Here is an 18,545-nt window from a genome sequence, read left to right as displayed (position 1 = left end):
ATCAAAGGTATCCGCAGCATCTGAAAGAAGATGTAATTTAAATAATCAAAAACATCCTACAAGTTGTTTCGGCGCGTCCGGGATGATGTGGTTGATTGGCCCGGTGGTCAAGTCAATCCATTCATTTCATCTGTACTCCATGTATTCCTTTTAAGAGGGAGCGCGCCTTTATGGTTTCGGATCTCGGAATTGCCTATTCCCGGCGCCAGGGAAAATCATCTCCCGATTGGTGGAAACTGATTGGCATACTATCTCTGGCGGCGCTGATGCCCGTCGCGGTGCAGGCTGGGGTCATCTTCGACAATTTCCGTGGACAGGTTTCGGTGCCTGGTGGATCGCCGGCTCCCAACTACCTGAACTATTCCGGTGGAAATTCGGTGGTACAGCTGCAGAATCTGGTGAGCTTTGCCAGCTCCACCACCAACATCGCGTCTTCAGGCACTGCGCAGAATATCGATTGGAATATTGCCAGTGCCACGCTGTGCAACAGCGCGGCCGGCAGCGGCTGGCAGTCTTCCGCCGCATGCCAGCAGTGGCTGCAGGGCCGCGTGGTGTATGCGCTGGTTGTATTTCCCACGGCGGGAACCTATGGATTTTCCGCTGCGCACGATGATGAGGTGAAGGTGGAGTTCTCCACCAATTTCACCAAGGCCAACGCGGCGCATTACAGAACCTTCGACTACAACGTACCTGTGGGGCAATTGGGGTCGTTTACCTCGGGCGATACGCAGTTCGAGAACATTCCCGGCAGCTTCGTGGTGGCACAGAACAACACTTGTTATGCCATGCGCGTGCACTGGAACAACCAGGGCGGGCTCAACCACCTGCGCCTGCGCTGGACGCCGCCGGGGCAGTCCGCACAGATCATTCCCGCCGCCAACCTGCGCGATCCCAGCGATCCGGCATCCTATGACGGCTGTGCCAACTTCAATACGGACATCGGCATTTCCAAGACTGGGCCGGACACCTTCGACAATGCCACGCCGTTCGACTACGAGCTCAAGGTCTGGAACTACGGACCCAACGCGGCCGGCAATGTGACCGTCGCCGACCTGCTGCCGGACAACGTCAGCCTGACATCGCCCATTGCCTGCATCTCCTCCGGTGCCGCCGTGTGCGGGACGCAGGCGGCCAACGGCAGGGCACTGTCGATGAGGACCGGCGTGCTGCCGGTGAACAGCAGCGGCGGGGCGGCGCATGTGCCGCCCACCTCGGGCGACTACCTGGTCTACCGCTTCCAGGTGACGCCGGCATCGGGGACGAACAGCATCACCAACACGGCCGCCATCACCATCAACGACACCAATCCGGCCAACAACTCCAGCACATTCGTGAACCAGCGCCAGGGCCAGGTCGTGGTGGAAAAGTCAGGCCCGAACTCAGTCCTCGTAGGCCAGGGCTTTGCCTACCAACTCACGCTGACCAACTACCGCACGGGCGGCACCGCCGCGATCAGCAACCCCGTGGTGCAGGACCAGCTGCCGCCGGGCGTGGCGGCCACGACCTCCACCGCACCGGTCGCTTGCGCGCCGCTCAATGTGCCGGGTGCCCTGCTCACCTGCACGCTGCCGGGCACGCTGGCCGGTGGCGGCGCGAGCCAGACCTTCAGCATCCAGGTCAACGCGCCCGCTGTGGGCTCCATCGTCAACTACGCTGCAACGCATCCCGCGCCACCTGCGACCTCGGCCTTGCCGCCGTCGCCGCCCGGGCCGCAGTGCGACGCTGTCACCACCAGCTGCACCAGCGCCAAGACCACCGTCGTGGGCCAGCCCAGACTCAAGGTGGGCAAGTCGGCTTCCATGGATTCCTTCATCGTCGGCCTGCAGGCCAGCTATGCCATCACTGTCGAGAACGTGGGAACGGGTGCGACGCCGCAGGCCACCGTGGTGACTGATACGCTCGACAGCAGCCTGACCATCGGCAGCCTGCCGGCGGGCTGCACGCGCAGCGGCCAGGCGGTCAGCTGCACCATTGCCGCAGGGCTGGCGACCCACAGCCAGGTCAGCTTTGCCATTCCCGTGACGCCTACCGTGGCCAATATCCTGCTGACCAACACCGCAACGGCCACGGGCGGCGGCGATCCGCTGTGCCCCAGCGCCTGCAGCAGCCAAGTCCAGGTGCCCGTGAAGGCGCCCAGGCTGGCCATTGCCAAGTCGGCCTCCATGGAGTCCTTCGTCGTGGGCCTGAACGCCAGCTATGTGCTCACCGTGCGCAACACGGGTACGGCGGCAACCACGGCGCCCGCCACGGTCACCGACACGGTGGCGGCCAACCTGCTCATCAATTCCGTGTCTGCAGGCTGCTCGTTCGCGGGTCAGCTGGTCAGCTGCACAATTCCTGCGGGCATGGCGACCAGCAGCCAGGTGAGCTTTGCCATCTCGGTGACGCCCCAGCCGGCGGCGGCCAACACGGCGATCTCCAACGTGGCCCAGGTCGGTGGCGGCGGCGATCCTTCCTGTGCGGCTGGCTGCACCAGCAACGAGGTGCTGGTGCCCGTCAACGCCTCCAGGCTGCGGATCGTCAAGCGCGCTTCCGACGATGCCTTCATCGTCGGCCAGCCTGCGCGCTATGTGCTGACCGTGACGAACACGGGCATGGCGGACACCATTGCCGAGACCCGCATCACCGATGTGATCTCCACCACGCTGACCATCGGCACGCTGCCGGGCCCTTGCACGGCGGCGGGCCAGTTGGTCACCTGCACGATAGCGGCGGGCCTGGCTCCCGGCGGCCAGGTGAGCTTCACCATTCCCGTGACGCCCATGACGACCGCCGGCAACACCACCATCTCTAACACGGCGCGCGTTGACGGCGGGGGCGACCCGTCCTGCTTATCCGGATGCAGCAGCAACGAGGTGGTGGAGCCGGTGAACACACCGCAACTGCAGATCGCGAAGACGGCGTCCAGCCCGGTGTTTGTGGTGGGGCAGGCGGCCTACTACACCATCACCGTGAGGAACACAGGTACGGCGGCCACCACGGCGCCGACCCTTGTGCGCGATGTGATCGCCTCCACGCTGACCCTGGGCACCCTGCCGGCAGGGTGCTCGGTGATGGATCAGGTGCTCAGCTGCACCGTGCCCGCCGGGCTGGCGACGGGCGGGCAATGGAGTGCGGTGATCCCCGTCACGCCGCAGGCCGCAGCGGCCAACACCACGCTGGCCAATACGGCCAGTCTGACGGGCGGTGGCGACCCTTCCTGCGTGGCCCGTTGCGACAGTGGCACCGTGACCACGCCGGTGGAGTCACCCAGGTTGGAGGTGAGCAAGACGGCGTCGGCCGGAGCCTTCGCCGAGGGGCAGGCCGCCAGCTACGTGATCACGGTGCGCAATGTGGGCACGACGGCCACCACGCAGGACGCCGTGGTGCGCGACGAGATGGCGTCGGGCCTGATGGTGACGGGCGTCTCTGCCGGGTGCGCGTTCTCCGGCCAGACCGTCCTGTGCACGGTGCCTGCGGGGCTGGGCGTGGGCGCGTCCGCGACCTTCACGCTTTCGGTGGTGCCCAGGTCCGGCACGGCGGGCTCCTCCATCCTCAACACGGCCCATGTGACGGGGGGCGGCGATCCGCTGTGCCTGGCCAATTGCGACAGCCCCACGGTGGTGGTGCCGGTGAACGCGCCCAAACTCTCGCTCGCCAAGACCTTCTCGTCGGGCCATTTCCTGGCCGGGCAGTCCGCCAACTATGTTTTCACGGTGACCAACACCGGCACGACCGCCACCACGGCGCACGCCACGGTGCGCGACGTGCTGTCCACCAGCCTGGCGCTGGGTACCATGCCTGCCGGCTGCACGGCCAGCGGGCAGAGCGTTGCCTGCATCGTGCCGGCGGGCCTTGCTGTGGGGCAGTCGGCCAGCTTCACCATCCCGGTGACGGCCAAGGCGTCCGCAGGCAACACCACGCTCGTGAACACGGCCAACGTGACGGGGGGCGGGGACGCTTCCTGCGAGACCGGCTGCACCGGCACCGTCACCACGCCCATAGGCCCGTCGCCCTCGCCGGCCTCCATCCCCGTGGATTCGCCCTGGATGCTGGCCCTGCTGGGCGTTCTGCTGGCCGCAGGGGCCGCGCTGCAAGAGCGGCGCCTGCGCGGCTGATGCCCGCAGCGCGCTGGCATGGGCCATGTCGGCGCGCCTGTGGGAGCACTTTTAGGCGTCCCTTCAGCGTCCCTTCAGCGCCCCTTACAGCGCATCTTTGCGGCCTCAGGCGTTGCGCCGCTCGTACTGGGCGATGGCGTTGAGCAGCAGGGGCGAGAACTTCTTCGCGTAGTCGGCGCCGCTCCACTGGCTTGACGATCCGCTCAGGTGCAGGGCGCCCAGCGGCACGCCGTCGGCATCGACCACGGCGGCAGCCAGCGCGACCTCGCCCATGATGAATTCATCGACCACCATGGCGTAGCCGCGCTCGCGCACCTTCTTCAGTTCCGCCTGGACGGCCTTGGCGGTGGTCAGCGTCCGGGGCGTGCTGGCCACCAGGCGGCCGGGGGCCAGCAGCTGCTCCACCTGCGCCTCGTCCAGCCGTGCCATCACGGCGCGCCCGCCTGCCGTGCATTGCAGGGGCACGCGCCGCCCGACCAGGGAGGCATGGTAGTGCTCGGTGCTGGTCTGGTGGCGCAGCACATGCACCAGCCAGTCGCCGTCGCGCAGCGACAGGCTGATCTTCTGTTCCGTGTCCTTGGACAGCTGCAGCAGCAGGGGGTTGAGCGCCTCCGCCAGCGCATGGGTGCGCAGGAAGTGGAAGGTCAGGTCCAGCACGCCCGGGCCCAGCCGGTAGCGGCGGGTCTGGCTGTTTTGCTGCAGGTAGCCCTCGGCGCTGAGGGTGTAGGCGTAGCGCTGGGCGGCGCTCTTGTCCAGGCCGCTGCGCTCCATGATTTCCGTGAGGCTCAGGTCGCCCGCCGCGCACTTGAAGCAGTCCAGCACGCGGAATGCCTTGCCCACGGAACCCACATACAACGCGTTTTCGATCATCGTTTTACCTGATTGTGAATCTGAGGTATTAAATAACAATACCAAGTATTGAAAAATACGGAGGCAGCGGATGCCACAGCAAGCCATTGTCAGTGCGGACCGGGCGGTCGGCGCGTCGGAGTGGATCAAGGGCCAGCGGGAGAACATGCTTTCGCTGCTGGCGGACATCGTCAACATCGACTCGGGCAGTTTCGACAAGCCCGGCGTGGCGCGCGTGTTCCGGCGCCTGGAGGCCTTCTTCCTGGGCCAGGGGCTGCAGGTCAGCCCGCATTTCGTCGATGGCGTGGAGGCCGCGATCTCGGTCACCGTGAACGCGGGCAGCACCGTGGGCAGGCCCGTGCTGCTGATGGGGCACTGCGACACGGTCTTCCCTGAAGGCGAGGCCGCGCGCAGGCCGTTTCGCATCGAAGGCGGCAGGGCCTACGGCCCGGGCGTGGCCGACATGAAGTCGGGCATCGTCATGAACGCCTTCCTGCTGGCTGCGCTGGCCCACAGTGCGGAGCCTGCGCCCGAGGTCACGGGCCTGTTCACCTGCGACGAGGAAATCGGCTCGCCCCTGAGCAAGTCCGTCATCGAGCCCTTTGCGCGCAAGGCGGGCTTTGTCTTCAATGCGGAGCCGGGCCGGCCTTCGGGCAACGTGGTCACGGGCCGCAAGGGCGGCGTGTTCTTCGGCGTGGAGATCGAGGGCAAGGCGGCGCACTCGGGCGCCAACTTCGCCGAGGGCATCAGCGCCATCTCGGAGCTGGCGCACAAGGTGGTGGCGCTGGACGCGCTCACCGACCTGGACAAGGGCGTCACCGTCAACGTGGGCCTGGTGTCGGGCGGCCTGTCGGTGAACACGTCGGCGCCGTCGGCCAAGGCGGCCATCGACCTGCGCATCTTCGACCTGGACCAGCGCGAGTCCCTGGTGGGCCGCATCCGCTGCATCTGCGACAAGTCCTTCATCCAGGGCACGCGCTCCACGCTGAACATCACCGGCGAGTTCCGCCCCTTCGTTCCCACGCCACAGTCGCAGCAATTGTTCGAGCTGTACCAGGCCGAGCTGGGCGCGCTGGGCCACAAGGCCGAGGGCGAGTTCAGCGGCGGCTGCGCGGACTCGGGCGTGACCTCCAGCCTGGGCGCCATCACGCTGTGCGGCACCGGCCCCGTGGGCGGCAAGTTCCACACCACCGACGAGTACTGCGAGGTGGACACCATCGTCCCGCGCGGCCTGGCGGTGCTCCACACCATTGCGCGCCTGCCCCACGCCCGGTGGTAGGGCGCGCCTGATTCCCGCCTTCCCCTCAAGCCACTGCCTGGTGCACTTTCATGAATCCACTTGCCTTGCCCACACGCCGCTCGCTCCTGAAAATCGCCGCCGGCCTGCCGCTGGCGCCCCTGCTGCTGCAGCCTGCCGCGGCCTCGGCGCCCGGCCCGGTCAGCCTGATGGTGCCCTACCCGGCAGGCGGGCCCAGCGACGTCAGCGCCCGCATTTTGAGCAAGCCCATAGGCGAGGGACTGGCGGCCAAGGTGATCGTGGAAAACCTGGGCGGCGCCACGGGGACGATTGCTGCATCCAAAGTGCTGGGCGCCAGGGCCGACGGCAGCATGTTCTTCCAAGGCACGCAGAACGAACTCATCCTGCCGCCGCTCACCAACAAGGCCGTGCGCTACCAGCCCGATGCGTTCGAGAACCTGCAGTACATCACCGTCACCCACCTGGTGCTGCTGGTGCGCTCGGGCCTGCCGGCCCGGGACATGCAAGAGTTCCTGGCGCTGGCGCGCTCGCGCAACGAAAGCAATTCGCTCACCTATGGCTCGGTGGGCGTGGGCTCGCTCTACCACCTGATCACCGAGTACATGGGCAAGGTGGTGAAGGTGCCGTTCACGCACGCGCCCTATGCGGGCACGGCGCCCGTGATCCAGGACCTGGCCGGCGGCCAGATCGACTTCAGCATCATGCCGTTCCAGGCGTCCATGCTGGAGATGATCCGCACCGGCCGCTTCCGGGCGCTGGCCGTGCTGTCGCGCAACCGGCCTGCCGTGCTGTCGGCCGTGCCCAGCATCACCGAAGTGCCGGCGCTGCGCGATTTCGAGTACGCCAGCCTGGCGGGCTACTTCGTCAAGCGCGGCACGCCGCAGGACGTCAAGCAGCGCCTGAACCAGGCCATCGGCCAGGCCCTGCTGGACCCGCAGGTCATCGCCAAGCTGGAGGCCGACGGCCGTGATGTCGCCAAGCCCATGGGCCTGGACGATGCGGCGGCCGCCTATTCTCGCGAGATCGCCAAGTACCGCGAGATGATCCGCGTCACGGGCTACGTGCAGGCGGATTGAGAACGGAAGCCGCAACCTACGCGAGTGCGCCCTCCAGCAGCTCGGCCATGCGCGGCAGGTCGGGATCGGCGCTGGTCACCAGCCAGATGGCGCGCTCATAGGCGGCGCCCGCAATGGGCAGCATTCGGCAGTCGCCCATGAAGCGCTCCAGGCCTGTCCAGTGCGGCACCAGGCCCACGCCCATGCCGTCGGCGGCCAGCATGGCAATGGCCTCCAGCGCGTCCAGGTCGCACAGCACCGCAGGCTCCAGCCCCTGGTCGGCCAGCCAGTCGGCCGCATGGCGGCCTCCCCAGGCATCGGGGTCGTAGCGTATGTAGGGCAGGCTGCGCAGCAGCGCGGCAGGCCGGCCGCGTGCCTGGGGCGGGGCCAGCAGCACCAGCGGCTCGCGGCGCAGCTGCACGCTGCGCAGCGCCTTGGGCAGTTCAAAAGGGGGCGCCACGATGACGGCGGCATCGAGCTCGCCGGCCTGCAGCATCTGGAACAGCGCGCGCGAGGTACCCGGCACGATGACGGGCCGGCACTGTGGCGCCGCCTGCGTGAGCTTGCGCAGCGCGGCCGGCAGCATGCCGGTGAGCGCGGTCGAGATGGCGCCGATGCGCAGCGTGCCGGCCAGGCCATCGGCGCTGGCATCGCTGCCCAGCAGCGCGGCCTCGCGCACCAGGCGCCGCGCGCGCGGCAGCAGGGCCAGGCAGGCCTGGGTGGGGCGGGCCGCATGGCCGCTGCGCGAAAGCAGGGCAAAGCCCAGTTCGCGCTCCAGCGCCTGCACGCGCTGGCCCACGGCGGCGGCGGTCAGGTGCTCGGCGCGCGCCGCATCGGCGATGGAGCCGCTGTCCACCACGGCGATCAGGCTCTTGAGATAGCGGGTCTCCAAAAGATTTCCTTGGGGATTGCAAAGAAATCAACGCTATCACTTTTGAAAAGCCTCTGCTAGGCTCGCGCCACCCACGGCAGGCCACGGCCTGCGAACCTGCCTGCACCACAAGCACAACCAAAGGATCAGCCATGCGCACCAGCTTCCACCTTGCCTACCATGTCCGCGATCTGGACGAAGCGCGCGCCTTCTACGGCACGCTGCTCGGCTGCCAGGAAGGCCGCAGCACCGAGACCTGGGTGGACTTCGACTTCTTCGGCCACCAGATCTCGCTGCACCTGGGCGAGCCCTTCCCGGTCACGAACACCGGCCGCGTGGGCGACCACATGGTGCCCATGCCCCACCTGGGCCTGGTGATGGCCATGGACGACTGGAAGGCCCTGGCCGCGCGGCTGTCCGGCGGCGTGGTGGACTTCGTGCTGCAGCCCGGCATCCGCTTCGAGGGCGAGCCCGGCGAGCAGGCCACCATGTTCTTCCGCGACCCCAGCGGCAATCCCATCGAGGTCAAGGGCTTCGCCGACCTGGACAAGGTCTTCGCCAAATGAGCGGCTCGCTGTCTCCTCGCGCCTCGCTCCCCCCGCTTCCTTTCGTCTGCGCACCCGGCTATCCGGCCGCCCAGGCCTGGCTGCAGGCCCTGCAGGCGGCCCTGCCCGAGGAGCGCGTGGTGGCGCTCGATACGCTGGATGCCGACCAGCGCGCGGCCTGCGAGGTCGCCATCGTCGCCAACCCCCAGCCCGCTGACCTGCGCACGCTGCCGCGCCTGCAATGGGTGCACAGCGTCTGGGCCGGCGTGGAGCGCCTGGTGGCCGACCTGGGCGATACCGACCTGCGCATCGTCCGCCTGGTGGACCCGCAACTGGCCGCCACCATGGCCGAGGCCGTGCTGGCCTGGACCCTGTACCTGCACCGCGACATGCCGCGCTATGCCCGGCAGCAGGCCGCGCGCCAATGGCTGGCGCATGACGGCGTGCGCGCGCAGGACAGGACGGTATCGCTGCTGGGCCTGGGCGCACTGGGCAAGGCCGCCGCGCAGCGGCTGCTGTCGGCCGGCTTCCAGGTGCGCGGCTGGAGCCGCACGCCCAGGCAGATGGACGGCGTGCAATGCCATGCGGGTGATGCCGAGCTGCCCGCCATGCTGGCGCAGACCGACATCCTCGTATGCCTGCTGCCGCTCACGCCGCAGACGCGCGGCATCGTCGGCGCGCAGGCGCTGGCCGCGCTGCCTGCCCATGCCTCGCTGATCAACTTTGCGCGCGGCCCCATCGTGGACGATGCCGCGCTGCGCACCGCCCTGGACGGCGGCCGTCTGGCCCATGCCGTGCTGGACGTGTTCGACCAGGAGCCCCTGCCAGAATCGTCCTGGCAATGGGCGCACCCTGCCGTGACCGTTCTGCCCCACATCTCGGCACCCACGGACCGCGCGACGGCATCGGCCATCGTGGCGGGTAACATCCGGCGCTGGCGCGCCAGCGGCGAGCTGCCGCAGGCGGTGGACGCGGCACGGGGCTACTGAGGGCGGCTGCGGTTCGGCTACGGCAAGGCCATGGACTGGCTTCTGAGCCAGTCCATGACGGCGCGCACATGGGGACCCGGCTTCCGTTGCTCGCCCACGGCCAGATGGTAGGTATGGCCGGTGATCGAGGGGCCGAAGGGCTGCAGCAGGTGGCCGGCCGCAATGTCTTCGGCCACCAGGGCCAGGCTCACCAGGGCAATGCCATGACCGGCAATGGCCGCCTGGATGGCATGGCCCTCGTCGGAAAAGCGCAGTTGCCCCGCCGGTGAATTCCAGACCAGGCCTGCCTCGTCAAACCAGCGCTCCCAGGTGGGATTGCTGGCGTGCGCCGTCTTCCAGTCAAAGCGGATCAGCGGCAGGCGGGCCAGGTCGGCCGGACCCAGCACGCCCAGCCGGGGATTGGCCACGGGCGCAAAGCGGTCGCTGAACAGGGGCTCGGCCACCAGGCCCGGATAGGGGCCGCGCCCGTAGCGCACGGCGATATCGACGGCATGGGAGCGCAGGTCCACCACATCGTCCGAGGCCTGCAGTTGCAGGTCCACCTCAGGGTGCAGCGCGCGGAAGCTGGCCATGCGCGGCACCAGCCATTTCACGGTGAACGCATTGGTGGCCGAGATGCTGACCTGGGCGCGCAGGCGCTTTTGCAGCAGGCGCTCCAGCGTGGCGGCAAAGGCGTCGAAACCGTCGCGCAGCACCGGATAGAGCTGGGCGCCGGCCTCGGTCAGCACCACCTTGCGTACCTGGCGATCGAACAGCGCCAGGCCCAGCTGTTCCTCCAGCGCGCGGATCTGGTGGCTGATGGCCGTGGGGGTCACGGCCAGGTCGTCGGCGGCCTGCTTGAAGCTGCCCAGGCGGGCGGCGGCCTCGAAGGCGCGCAGTGCGGAAAGCGGCAGCTGGTTGCGTTGCATGAGGGCTGGAGGACGCAAGGGGCGGGTGAGGAATGGGGTGAGGAAAACTCATCTTATGCCTGACAAATGAACCTTTGTCGCAATCATCCGGCTTCCCTATCGTCCACCCATTCCCCAAGCGCGATCCTGCCGGGGATGGATGAAGGAAATGAAACCATGCTGCACCGTGTCACCACACAACCCGACCCCTACGAGCCGTTTTTGCTGTCGCAAGGCATTCGCTTTGGCGAGCTGCTGTTCATCTCCGGCCAGGCCGGCGCCGGAGACGATGGCCGCATCGTGCCGGGCGGCTTCCTGGCCCAGGGCCGGCAGGCGTTTGCCAATCTGCGCCGCGCGCTGGAGGCGGGCGGCTCCAGCCTGAAGGACGTGATCAAGGTCACCATCTTCGTCACCGACATGGGCCACTTCGACGAGGTGGTCGCCCTGCGCCGCGAGTTCTTCGGCGCCCCCTATCCGGCCGACACGATTGCCCAGATCCAGGCGCTGTACGACCCGGCGGCCATGATCGAGATCGAAGCCATTGCAGCCGTGCGTGATGGGCAGGCCCGCTGACATGGTTGCGGCCGTTCTGTTCCGATGGCCTGGCCACGGCGTGCATGGCCGACGACTGGAGCCGATGGGGCCGATATCTGATCCCTTCAACCGCCGAGCAGTCCCGAGGTGCTCAGCGGCCCCGGCGACAGCTGCTGTCCCCATGCCTGCGTCAATGCCTCGATGGCATCGCCCACCACGCGGCAGGCCTGGGTGAGCTTGCCGTGCCGGGGCAGGGCCAGCGTCACATGGCGCACCAGGCCGGGGTTGACCAGGCGGCTGGCCTGCAGCCGGCCCTGGCGCAGTTCGGCATCGATGGAGTACGGGCCGATCACCGAGTAGAGGCCGGTCGCATGGGCCACGAGTTCCTTTTGCACGGTCAGCGAGTCGGCCTCGGCCGCCGCCGCGAGCCGAAAGCCGTGGCTGTGCGCGGCCTCATCGAGCGCATCGCGCCAATGGCTGGGGCGTCGCGGCAGCACCAGTTGCAGGCCGTCGAGCGCGGCGAACTCCGTGGTGGGCGCCAGGGTCAAGGGATCGCCAGGGCGCGACACCAGATAGCTGTGCGCGGTGCTCAGCAGCCGCTCGTCGCCGCCGGCCGGGCGCGCGAAGCGAAAGAGGATGGCCAGGTCCACTGCGCCGCTGTCCAGCAGCGCGTCGAGCTCCGTGCCCTGGGCCTCGGTGATGTTCAGGCGTATGCCGGGGTGCTCGCGCTGCAGCCAGTCGAACACATGCGTCATCAGCGGGTGCGCGGCCGAGGGCACGATGCCCAGCCGCACCTCGCCCCATAGCTGGCCTGCGTCCGCACGCAGCGTTTCCTGCAATTGCTCGGTTTCCTGCAGCCAGCTGCGCAGCCGCAGCGCGGCCCGCGCCCCCAGCGGCGTCAGCGTGACGCCCCTGCCCGTGCGCCGCAGCAAGGGGCCGCCCAGAGACGCTTCGAATTCGCTGATCTGCCGGCTGATGTGCGACTGCACGGTGTGCCGCCGTGCCGCGACCTTGCTGATGCTGCCGGCTTCGGAGACCTCGAGGAAGAGCTTGACGCTGGGCAGGTGCATGGTGGTTACCCGGTTGAGGTATGCCTGATGAGGCAATTCTGAAAGCCTGAAATTCTATCTATTCAGATATCAACGGGATTTCTACAGTGCAGTCATGCCTTGCCAGCGGCCTTGCCGTGGCAGGTTTTCCAGACACCGAACCTAAGGAAAATCCGTTGAAACTCGCCAGCTTCATCCATGCCGGACAGCCCCGCTACGGGCAGGTTCTGGCCGAGCGCTTCCTGCTGCCGCCCGCCGACTTTCTCGCCCGCCATCCCGACCTGCTGTCCGTGCTGCGCGCACAGGCGCTGGGCGAGCTGAAGCAGGCCCTGCAGGCCGGCGCCGTGCCCGTCGATGCGGCGCAGACCCAGGCGCTGCCCGTCATCCCCAACCCCGGCAAGCTCATCTGCGTGGGCCTGAACTACAAGACCCATGTGGCCGAGACGCGGCGCGCCGACAGCGAGCACCCGTCGCTGTTCCTGCGCTTCAACGACAGCCTGGCCGCCGATGGCGACGAGCTGCTGCGCCCGGCCTTCTCGGAGCGTTTCGACTGGGAGGGCGAGCTGGCCTTCGTCATCGGCCGGGGCGGGCGCCACATTGCAAAGGAAGATGCCTTCGACCACATCGCCGGCTATGCCTGCTTCAACGATGTGAGCGTGCGCGACTGGCAGCGCCATACGCACCAGTTCACGCCCGGCAAGAACTTTCCCGGCACGGCGCCCTTCGGCCCCTGGCTGGTCACGCGCGACGAGGTGGCCGACGTGCGCAGCCTGGCGCTGCAGACCCGCCTGAACGGCAGCGTGATGCAGCAGGCCAGCCTGGGCGACCTGATCTTCGACATCCCCACCATCGTGGCCTATGTGTCGCGCTTCACGCCGCTGTCGCCCGGCGACGTGATCGCCACGGGCACGCCGGGCGGCGTGGGCGACCGCCGCGAGCCGCCTCTGTACATGAAGCATGGCGATGTGGTCGAGGTCGAGATCACGGGCCTGGGCGTGCTGCGCAACCGTATCGGCACTGATAGCGCTGCCGTCTGACTCCGGAGAAATTCATGGACAACCAACAAGCGATTTCGCAGCGGCCCCGGCTGCGCATTGCCGTCGATATCGGCGGCACCTTCACCGACATGGCGGCGTTCGACGAGGCCAGCGGCCGGCTGCTGTTCGGCAAGGCCCTGTCCACGCATGGCGAGCTGGTCAACGGCATCCAGGCCACGATAGACAGCGCGGGCATCGACTGGCGCGACGGCCATCTGTTCCTGCACGGCTCCACCATTGCCATCAACACGCTGCTGGAGCGCAATGGCGCCCACACCGCGCTGCTGATCACCGAGGGCTTCCGCGACATCTACGAGATCGGCCGCGTGAACCGGCCCGATGCCTACAACCTGTTCTTCAACAAGCACCAGCCGCTGGTGCGGCGCTCGCTGCGCCATGAGGTGTCCGAGCGCCTGCGCGCCGACGGCAGCCTGCACAAGCCGCTGGACGAGGCAGCCGTGCGCGAGCTGGCCCGCGAGCTGGCAGGGCAGGGCGTGGAGGCCGTGGCCGTGCTGCTGCTGCACTCCTACCGCAACCCGGCGCACGAGCAGCGCGTCAAGCAGATCCTGCAGGAAGAGATGCCGGGCGCCTTTGTCTGCGCCTCGCACGAGCTGTCGCAGGAGTACCGCGAGTTCGAGCGCGTGTCCACCGCCGTGGCCAATGCCTATGTGGGGCCGCGCGTGTCGCAGTACCTGGGCCAGCTGGAGAACCACCTGGGCGGCAAGGGCTTCGAGGGCGACTTCTACATCGTGCAGTCCACGGGCGGCCTGTTCCCGGTCGAGCATGCCAAGGTGGGCTGCGTGCGCATGCTCGAATCGGGGCCGGCGGCCGGCGTGATCGGCGCCCAGGCCATCTGTGCGCAGCTGGGCATGGGCGACGCCATCGCCTTCGACATGGGTGGCACCACGGCCAAGGCCGGCGTGATCAGCGAGGGCCGGCCGCTGACCACGGGCTCGGCGCTGATCGGCGGCTATGAGCAGGCCCTGCCGATACAGATCCCGATGATGGATATCCACGAAGTGGGCACGGGCGGCGGCTCCATCGCCCGCGTGGAGACGGGCAACGCGCTGCGCGTGGGCCCGCAAAGCGCCGGCTCCATCCCCGGCCCCGTGGCCTATGGCCGTGGCGGGCTGGAGCCCACGGTGACCGACGCCAACCTGGTGCTGGGCCGGCTGGACGCGGAGCATTTCCTGGGCGGCGAGCTGCAGCTGGACATGGACGCCTGCCAGCGCCAGATGGCCGAGCGCGTGGCGACCCCGCTGGGCCTGGAGCCCACCGAGGCGGCCGACGGCATCCTGCGCATCGCCGTGACGCAGATGTCGCATGCCGTCAAGGCCGTGACCACCGAGCGCGGCCTGGATGCGGGCAGCTTCACCATGGTCGTCTACGGCGGCGCGGGGCCGCTGCACGCCTCGGCCATTGCGCGCGAGATCGGCATCCGCAAGGTGCTGATCCCCTATGCGCCCGGCTATTTCTCGGCCTACGGAATGCTGTTCTCCGACCTGCGCTACGACTACGTGCGCTCGGTGTTCCGCAAGCTGGGCGAGGTGTCCTTCGAGGAGATCGAGGCCGCCTACCAGAGCATGGAGGACGAGGGCCGCGCCGCGCTGGCGCAGTCCGGCATCGCGCCGGACGGCATCGTGATCGAGCGCGCCGCCGACATGCGCTACGTGGGCCAGGAGCATGCGGTGACCGTGGACCTGCCCATGGCCTTCTTCGAGGGCCGGGACCGCTCGGCCATCAAGCGCCAGTTCGACGAGCTGCACAAGGTGCGCTACGGCACCTCGGCCCCGCAGGAGCCGGCCGACCTCGTGAGCCTGCGCGTCACGGTGCTGGGCACGATGAAGAAACCGCCCAGGCACAGCGTGGAGCGCGGCAGTGCCGAGCCCAGCCGTGCCTCCGTGCGCACGGTCAAGCCCGTCTATTTCCGCTCCAGCGGCTGGGTGGACACGCCGGTGCATCTGCGCGAGCGCCTGCTGGCGGGCAACGAGATCGCGGGGCCCGCGCTGATCGAGGAACACGCATCCACCACCGTCGTGCAGCCCGGAGACCGGCTGCGCGTGGACGAACTGGGCAATCTGCAAATCGACATCGGGAGCGACCGCACATGAACCACCCCACTGACTCCAGGCCCGTCGATCCGGTCACCGTCGAGATCATCCGCAACGGCCTGTACGCCGTCACGGAGGAGATGAAGACCAACCTGACGCGCACGGCCTACAACCTCATCATCTACGAGGCGCTGGACTTCACGGTCGGCCTGTTCACGCGCGAGGGCGATACGGTGTCCATCGGCCTGGGCCTGCCCATGTTCATCCGCGGCATGTCGGAGACGGTCAAGGCCAAGATCCGCCACTTCGGCTACGAGAACATCCTGCCCGGCGACATCCTGGTCACCAACGATGCCTACACCACCGGCAGCCACCTGAACCACTTCACGTTCACCATGCCGGTGTTCCATGAGGGCCGGCTCGAAGGCTTCACCTGCTGCATGGCCCACTGGCTGGACGTGGGCGGCACGCTGGGCAACGTCACCACGGACATCTTCAGCGAGGGGATACAGATCCCCATCATGAAGTACCAGCGCCAGGGCGAGGTCAACCAGGACCTGATCGACATCATCGCGATGAACGTGCGCCTGGCCGAGCGGGCCCTGGGCGATCTGCGCGCGCAGATCACGGCCATCACCACGGGCGAGCGCCGCTATGTGGAACTGCTGCAGCGCTATGGCGTGGGTGCGGTCAACGGCGCCATCGCGCAGATCATGGATTCCAGCGAGGCCGTGGCGCGCAAGAACACGCTGTCGATTCCCGATGGCGTGTACGAGGCCGAGTCCTTCATGGACGACGACGGGCTGGACATCGGCAAGCGCATTCCCATCCGCGTCAAGGTCACGGTGCAGGGAGACGAGATGACGGTGGACCTGTCGGATGTCTCCAAGCAGGTGCGCGGCTTCTACAACTCCGGCTTCACCACGGGCATCGCCTGCGCGCAGGTGGCCTACAAATGCCTCACCACGCCGACCGACTACCCGGTCAACGACGGCAGCTTCCGGCCGCTCAAGGTGATCATGCCCATGGGCACGGTGATCAGCGCCGAGAGGCCCTATCCCATGCGCGTGTGGATGACCTTCCCCATGACGGTGATCGACACCATCTTCAAGGCCCTGGCGCCGGCGATTCCCGATCGCTCCATCGCGGGCCACCATGCGGACCTGGTGTTTCCCAACATCCATGGCATCTCGCCCGAGGACGGGCGGCTGTTCATCGTCGGCATCGGCCCGCTGGGCGGCGGCTGGGGCGCCAAGAGCCGCGAGGACGGCGTGTCCGTCACCGTCTGCATCAATGACGGCGACACCCACAACAGCCCCACCGAGCAGCTCGAGGCCAAGTACCCGGTGCTGGTGGAGAAGTACGAGATCCGCCAGGACTCGGCCGGCGCGGGCCAGTACCGGGGCGGCCTGGGCGCGGAGATGGTGGTGCAGGCGCTGTCGCCCTTCACCGTCACCACGCGCATCGACCGCGTGCACTGCAAGCCCTGGGGCCTGGAGGGCGGCGGCGACGCCATGGGCAACGGCCTGGCCGTGCGCCACAAGGGCGAGTGGAAGACCGACCATGCCAACGCCAAGATCTTCAACGTGCGTCTGGAGCGCGGCGATGCCTACCGCATGCTGTCGGGCGGCGGCGGGGGCTTTGGCGACCCGCTGGCGCGCGAACTGGACAAGGTGGCCGAGGACGTGCGCGAAGGCTATGTGAGCGCCCAGGTGGCCCGCGAGGTCTACCGCGTGGCGCTGGATGGCCAGGGACAGGTGGACCACGAGGGCACGCAGGCGCTGCGCAGCGGCAGGTCTCCGTCGGCCGCAACGGCAACCTCAGCCGTTGCCTGGGACGGGCAGTGAGCACGGCCATGGCCTCCGACCACGCCCTGCAGGCCGAGCGGCTCTGGGACCTGTGGTGCGCCCTGGCGCTGCGCCATGTCGCCCTGGGCAGTGCCTGCGCCTGCGGGGCAGGCGGCATCAGCCTGCGGCTGGAGGACTTCGAGCTGGATATCGTGGACTACCTGCAGGACGGAGGCGAGCGCTGCGAGCAGCCCGAGGTGGCGGCCTGGTTCCGTGCCCGGCCCGCACCCGGGCAGGGCGCGCAGCCGCTGCGCGGCCTGCTCGATGCGCTGGGCTCGGACGAGGTGCCGCAGGCCGTGGCGCAGTGGGCGCTGGCGCGGCTGGAGCGCACGCTGCGCTCGTTCGCAGAGGTGCATGGTGGGGTGGCGTCATGAGCGGGCATTTCTCCAGCCTGCTGGCCCTGCCCGAAGCGGCGGGCCAGCGCATTCCGGTCACCGTGCTCACGGGCTTCCTGGGCAGCGGCAAGACCACGCTGCTCAACCGGCTGCTGGCGCTGCCGGACCTGCACGGGACGGCCGTCATCGTCAACGAGTTCGGTGCGGTCGGCATCGACCAGGACCTGACCAGCCTGGCCTGCGAGGACACGGTGCTGCTGGCCAATGGCTGCCTGTGCTGCAGCGTGCGCGGCGATCTGGTGGAGGCGCTGGAGCGCCTGGCCCTGCGCGGACAGGGCGCGCCGCTCCGCGTGCTGATCGAAACCAGCGGCCTGGCGGACCCGGGGCCGATACTGCGCTCCTTCCTGGGCGAGCCCGCCGTGCGCGCGCGCTATGCGCTGGCCGGCGTGGCCTGCACGGTCGATGCCGTGCTGGGCAGCGCCACGCTGGCAGGCTATCCCGAAGCCGTGCGGCAGCTGGCTGTGGCCGACCTGGTGCTGCTGACCAAGACAGATTTGCTGGGCGGCGCACAGCCCGCTGCGCAACTGCTGGCCCAGGTGCAGGCCATCAACGGCGAGGCGCCGCAAGGCATGGACCCCGCCCACCATGTGGCGCTGCTGCAGCGGCTGATGTCGGAAGGCGCGACGGGGCAGCAGGACGCCGCTGCGGGCATGCTCCAGGCACCCGGCTACCGGGCCATGGCTCCGGTGACAGCTCCGGTGACTGCGCCGGCAGGCACGCACCGCGACGGCATCTCGTCCTTTGTGCTGCAGCGCGACGAGCCCCTGCCCGCGCAGGCGTTCGGCGAATGGATGGACTGGGTCACGGCCATGCGCGGCGATGACCTGCTGCGCGTCAAAGGCATCGTGCACCTGCAGGAGCACCCGGACCAGCCCCTGGTCATCCATGGCGTGCAGCACCTGTTCGCCCCGCCGCAGACGCTGCCCCGCTGGCCGGGTGCCGACCGGCGCACGCGCATCGTTTTCATCACGCGGGGGCTGGATGCCCAGGCCCTGGACGACACGCTGAGCGTGCTGGTGCGCAGGCACAGGCGGCGCGCGCCGATTCAGGACCCGGGCTGAGCCACGCAACGGCCGGCCCA

Annotated in this window: 15 protein-coding genes; 11 read left to right on the top strand and 4 right to left on the bottom strand. The window is 68.4% G+C overall.

Going from position 1 to position 18,545, the window contains the following annotated elements; all coding sequences use genetic code 11:
• Positions 1-266 precede the first annotated feature (266 nt).
• Positions 267-4,097: a hypothetical protein gene (locus ACF8NF_RS04375; protein ID WP_392450117.1), complete on the top strand. Its 3,831-nt coding sequence runs from the start codon at positions 267-269 to the stop codon at positions 4,095-4,097.
• A gap of 105 nt (positions 4,098-4,202) precedes the next feature.
• On the opposite strand, the gene ACF8NF_RS04370 is transcribed toward ACF8NF_RS04375, so the two are convergent.
• Positions 4,203-4,967, bottom strand: coding sequence for an IclR family transcriptional regulator (locus ACF8NF_RS04370; RefSeq protein WP_392450116.1), 765 nt, complete (start codon positions 4,965-4,967; stop codon positions 4,203-4,205).
• A 70-nt stretch (positions 4,968-5,037) separates the two neighbouring features.
• Here ACF8NF_RS04370 and ACF8NF_RS04365 point away from each other — a divergent pair, with 70 nt between their 5' ends.
• Both ACF8NF_RS04365 and ACF8NF_RS04360 read left to right on the top strand, forming a co-directional pair.
• Positions 5,038-6,225 (top strand): M20 family metallopeptidase, encoded by a 1,188-nt coding sequence (locus ACF8NF_RS04365; protein ID WP_016450904.1) that lies wholly within the window; start codon positions 5,038-5,040, stop codon positions 6,223-6,225.
• 50 nt (positions 6,226-6,275) lie between these two features.
• Positions 6,276-7,280, top strand: coding sequence for a tripartite tricarboxylate transporter substrate binding protein (locus ACF8NF_RS04360; RefSeq protein ID WP_046240062.1), 1,005 nt, complete (start codon positions 6,276-6,278; stop codon positions 7,278-7,280).
• A 16-nt stretch (positions 7,281-7,296) separates the two neighbouring features.
• On the opposite strand, the gene ACF8NF_RS04355 is transcribed toward ACF8NF_RS04360, so the two are convergent.
• Complete coding sequence (locus ACF8NF_RS04355; RefSeq protein ID WP_392450114.1) at positions 7,297-8,151, bottom strand: LysR substrate-binding domain-containing protein; 855 nt, start codon at positions 8,149-8,151, stop codon at positions 7,297-7,299.
• A 131-nt stretch (positions 8,152-8,282) separates the two neighbouring features.
• On the opposite strand from ACF8NF_RS04355, the gene ACF8NF_RS04350 reads away from it, so the two are divergent.
• Together ACF8NF_RS04350 and ACF8NF_RS04345 are read left to right on the top strand one after the other, a co-directional pair.
• Positions 8,283-8,696, top strand: a complete 414-nt coding sequence (locus ACF8NF_RS04350; RefSeq protein WP_012207434.1) for a VOC family protein — start codon at positions 8,283-8,285, stop codon at positions 8,694-8,696.
• Positions 8,693-9,664 carry a glyoxylate/hydroxypyruvate reductase A gene (locus tag ACF8NF_RS04345; RefSeq protein WP_272206545.1) on the top strand — a complete coding sequence of 324 codons (972 nt, stop codon included), beginning with the start codon at positions 8,693-8,695 and terminating at the stop codon, positions 9,662-9,664. Before ACF8NF_RS04350 ends, ACF8NF_RS04345 begins: the two co-directional genes overlap by 4 nt.
• Before the next feature lie 17 nt (positions 9,665-9,681).
• Here the strand turns inward: ACF8NF_RS04345 and ACF8NF_RS04340 are convergent, their stop codons facing one another.
• On the bottom strand, positions 9,682-10,572 hold the full coding sequence (locus ACF8NF_RS04340; RefSeq protein ID WP_392450112.1) for a LysR substrate-binding domain-containing protein: 891 nt from the start codon (positions 10,570-10,572) through the stop codon (positions 9,682-9,684).
• A gap of 156 nt (positions 10,573-10,728) precedes the next feature.
• Here ACF8NF_RS04340 and ACF8NF_RS04335 point away from each other — a divergent pair, with 156 nt between their 5' ends.
• Positions 10,729-11,124 (top strand): RidA family protein, encoded by a 396-nt coding sequence (locus tag ACF8NF_RS04335; protein WP_016445482.1) that lies wholly within the window; start codon positions 10,729-10,731, stop codon positions 11,122-11,124.
• 86 nt (positions 11,125-11,210) lie between these two features.
• Here ACF8NF_RS04335 and ACF8NF_RS04330 read toward each other — a convergent pair whose 3' ends face one another.
• Entirely contained in the window at positions 11,211-12,155 is a 945-nt protein-coding gene (locus ACF8NF_RS04330; protein WP_017406769.1) for a LysR family transcriptional regulator, read from the bottom strand.
• Between the two features lie 155 nt (positions 12,156-12,310).
• Here ACF8NF_RS04330 and ACF8NF_RS04325 point away from each other — a divergent pair, with 155 nt between their 5' ends.
• From ACF8NF_RS04325 to ACF8NF_RS04305, 5 genes are read left to right on the top strand one after another with little or no spacing between them, the layout of a single operon-like run.
• Complete coding sequence (locus tag ACF8NF_RS04325; RefSeq protein ID WP_392450110.1) at positions 12,311-13,171, top strand: fumarylacetoacetate hydrolase family protein; 861 nt, start codon at positions 12,311-12,313, stop codon at positions 13,169-13,171.
• 14 nt (positions 13,172-13,185) lie between these two features.
• Positions 13,186-15,282: a hydantoinase/oxoprolinase family protein gene (locus ACF8NF_RS04320; RefSeq protein WP_016450909.1), complete on the top strand. Its 2,097-nt coding sequence runs from the start codon at positions 13,186-13,188 to the stop codon at positions 15,280-15,282.
• Positions 15,279-17,069 carry a hydantoinase B/oxoprolinase family protein gene (locus ACF8NF_RS04315; RefSeq protein WP_392450109.1) on the top strand — a complete coding sequence of 597 codons (1,791 nt, stop codon included), beginning with the start codon at positions 15,279-15,281 and terminating at the stop codon, positions 17,067-17,069. The genes ACF8NF_RS04320 and ACF8NF_RS04315 overlap by 4 nt, the downstream gene beginning before the upstream one ends.
• An 8-nt stretch (positions 17,070-17,077) precedes the next feature.
• Entirely contained in the window at positions 17,078-17,443 is a 366-nt protein-coding gene (locus ACF8NF_RS04310; protein ID WP_392450108.1) for a hypothetical protein, read from the top strand.
• Positions 17,440-18,525: a CobW family GTP-binding protein gene (locus ACF8NF_RS04305; protein ID WP_392450107.1), complete on the top strand. Its 1,086-nt coding sequence runs from the start codon at positions 17,440-17,442 to the stop codon at positions 18,523-18,525. The genes ACF8NF_RS04310 and ACF8NF_RS04305 overlap by 4 nt, the downstream gene beginning before the upstream one ends.
• Positions 18,526-18,545 lie beyond the last annotated feature (20 nt).

Origin of the sequence: Delftia sp. WSY_22 (assembly GCF_043104185.1) — a bacterium.
GTDB lineage: Bacteria > Pseudomonadota > Gammaproteobacteria > Burkholderiales > Burkholderiaceae_C > Comamonas > Comamonas tsuruhatensis.
This window is presented reverse-complemented; position numbering and strand designations above follow the sequence as displayed.

Coding starts and splice junctions, on each gene's coding strand:
- ACF8NF_RS04375 (WP_392450117.1), top strand. CDS start 267: ATGCCCGTCGCGGTGCAGGCTGGGGTCATCTTCGACAATTTCCGTGGA.
- ACF8NF_RS04370 (WP_392450116.1), bottom strand. CDS start 4,967: ATGATCGAAAACGCGTTGTATGTGGGTTCCGTGGGCAAGGCATTCCGC.
- ACF8NF_RS04365 (WP_016450904.1), top strand. CDS start 5,038: ATGCCACAGCAAGCCATTGTCAGTGCGGACCGGGCGGTCGGCGCGTCG.
- ACF8NF_RS04360 (WP_046240062.1), top strand. CDS start 6,276: ATGAATCCACTTGCCTTGCCCACACGCCGCTCGCTCCTGAAAATCGCC.
- ACF8NF_RS04350 (WP_012207434.1), top strand. CDS start 8,283: ATGCGCACCAGCTTCCACCTTGCCTACCATGTCCGCGATCTGGACGAA.
- ACF8NF_RS04345 (WP_272206545.1), top strand. CDS start 8,693: ATGAGCGGCTCGCTGTCTCCTCGCGCCTCGCTCCCCCCGCTTCCTTTC.
- ACF8NF_RS04340 (WP_392450112.1), bottom strand. CDS start 10,572: ATGCAACGCAACCAGCTGCCGCTTTCCGCACTGCGCGCCTTCGAGGCC.
- ACF8NF_RS04335 (WP_016445482.1), top strand. CDS start 10,729: ATGCTGCACCGTGTCACCACACAACCCGACCCCTACGAGCCGTTTTTG.
- ACF8NF_RS04330 (WP_017406769.1), bottom strand. CDS start 12,155: ATGCACCTGCCCAGCGTCAAGCTCTTCCTCGAGGTCTCCGAAGCCGGC.
- ACF8NF_RS04320 (WP_016450909.1), top strand. CDS start 13,186: ATGGACAACCAACAAGCGATTTCGCAGCGGCCCCGGCTGCGCATTGCC.
- ACF8NF_RS04315 (WP_392450109.1), top strand. CDS start 15,279: ATGAACCACCCCACTGACTCCAGGCCCGTCGATCCGGTCACCGTCGAG.
- ACF8NF_RS04310 (WP_392450108.1), top strand. CDS start 17,078: ATGGCCTCCGACCACGCCCTGCAGGCCGAGCGGCTCTGGGACCTGTGG.
- ACF8NF_RS04305 (WP_392450107.1), top strand. CDS start 17,440: ATGAGCGGGCATTTCTCCAGCCTGCTGGCCCTGCCCGAAGCGGCGGGC.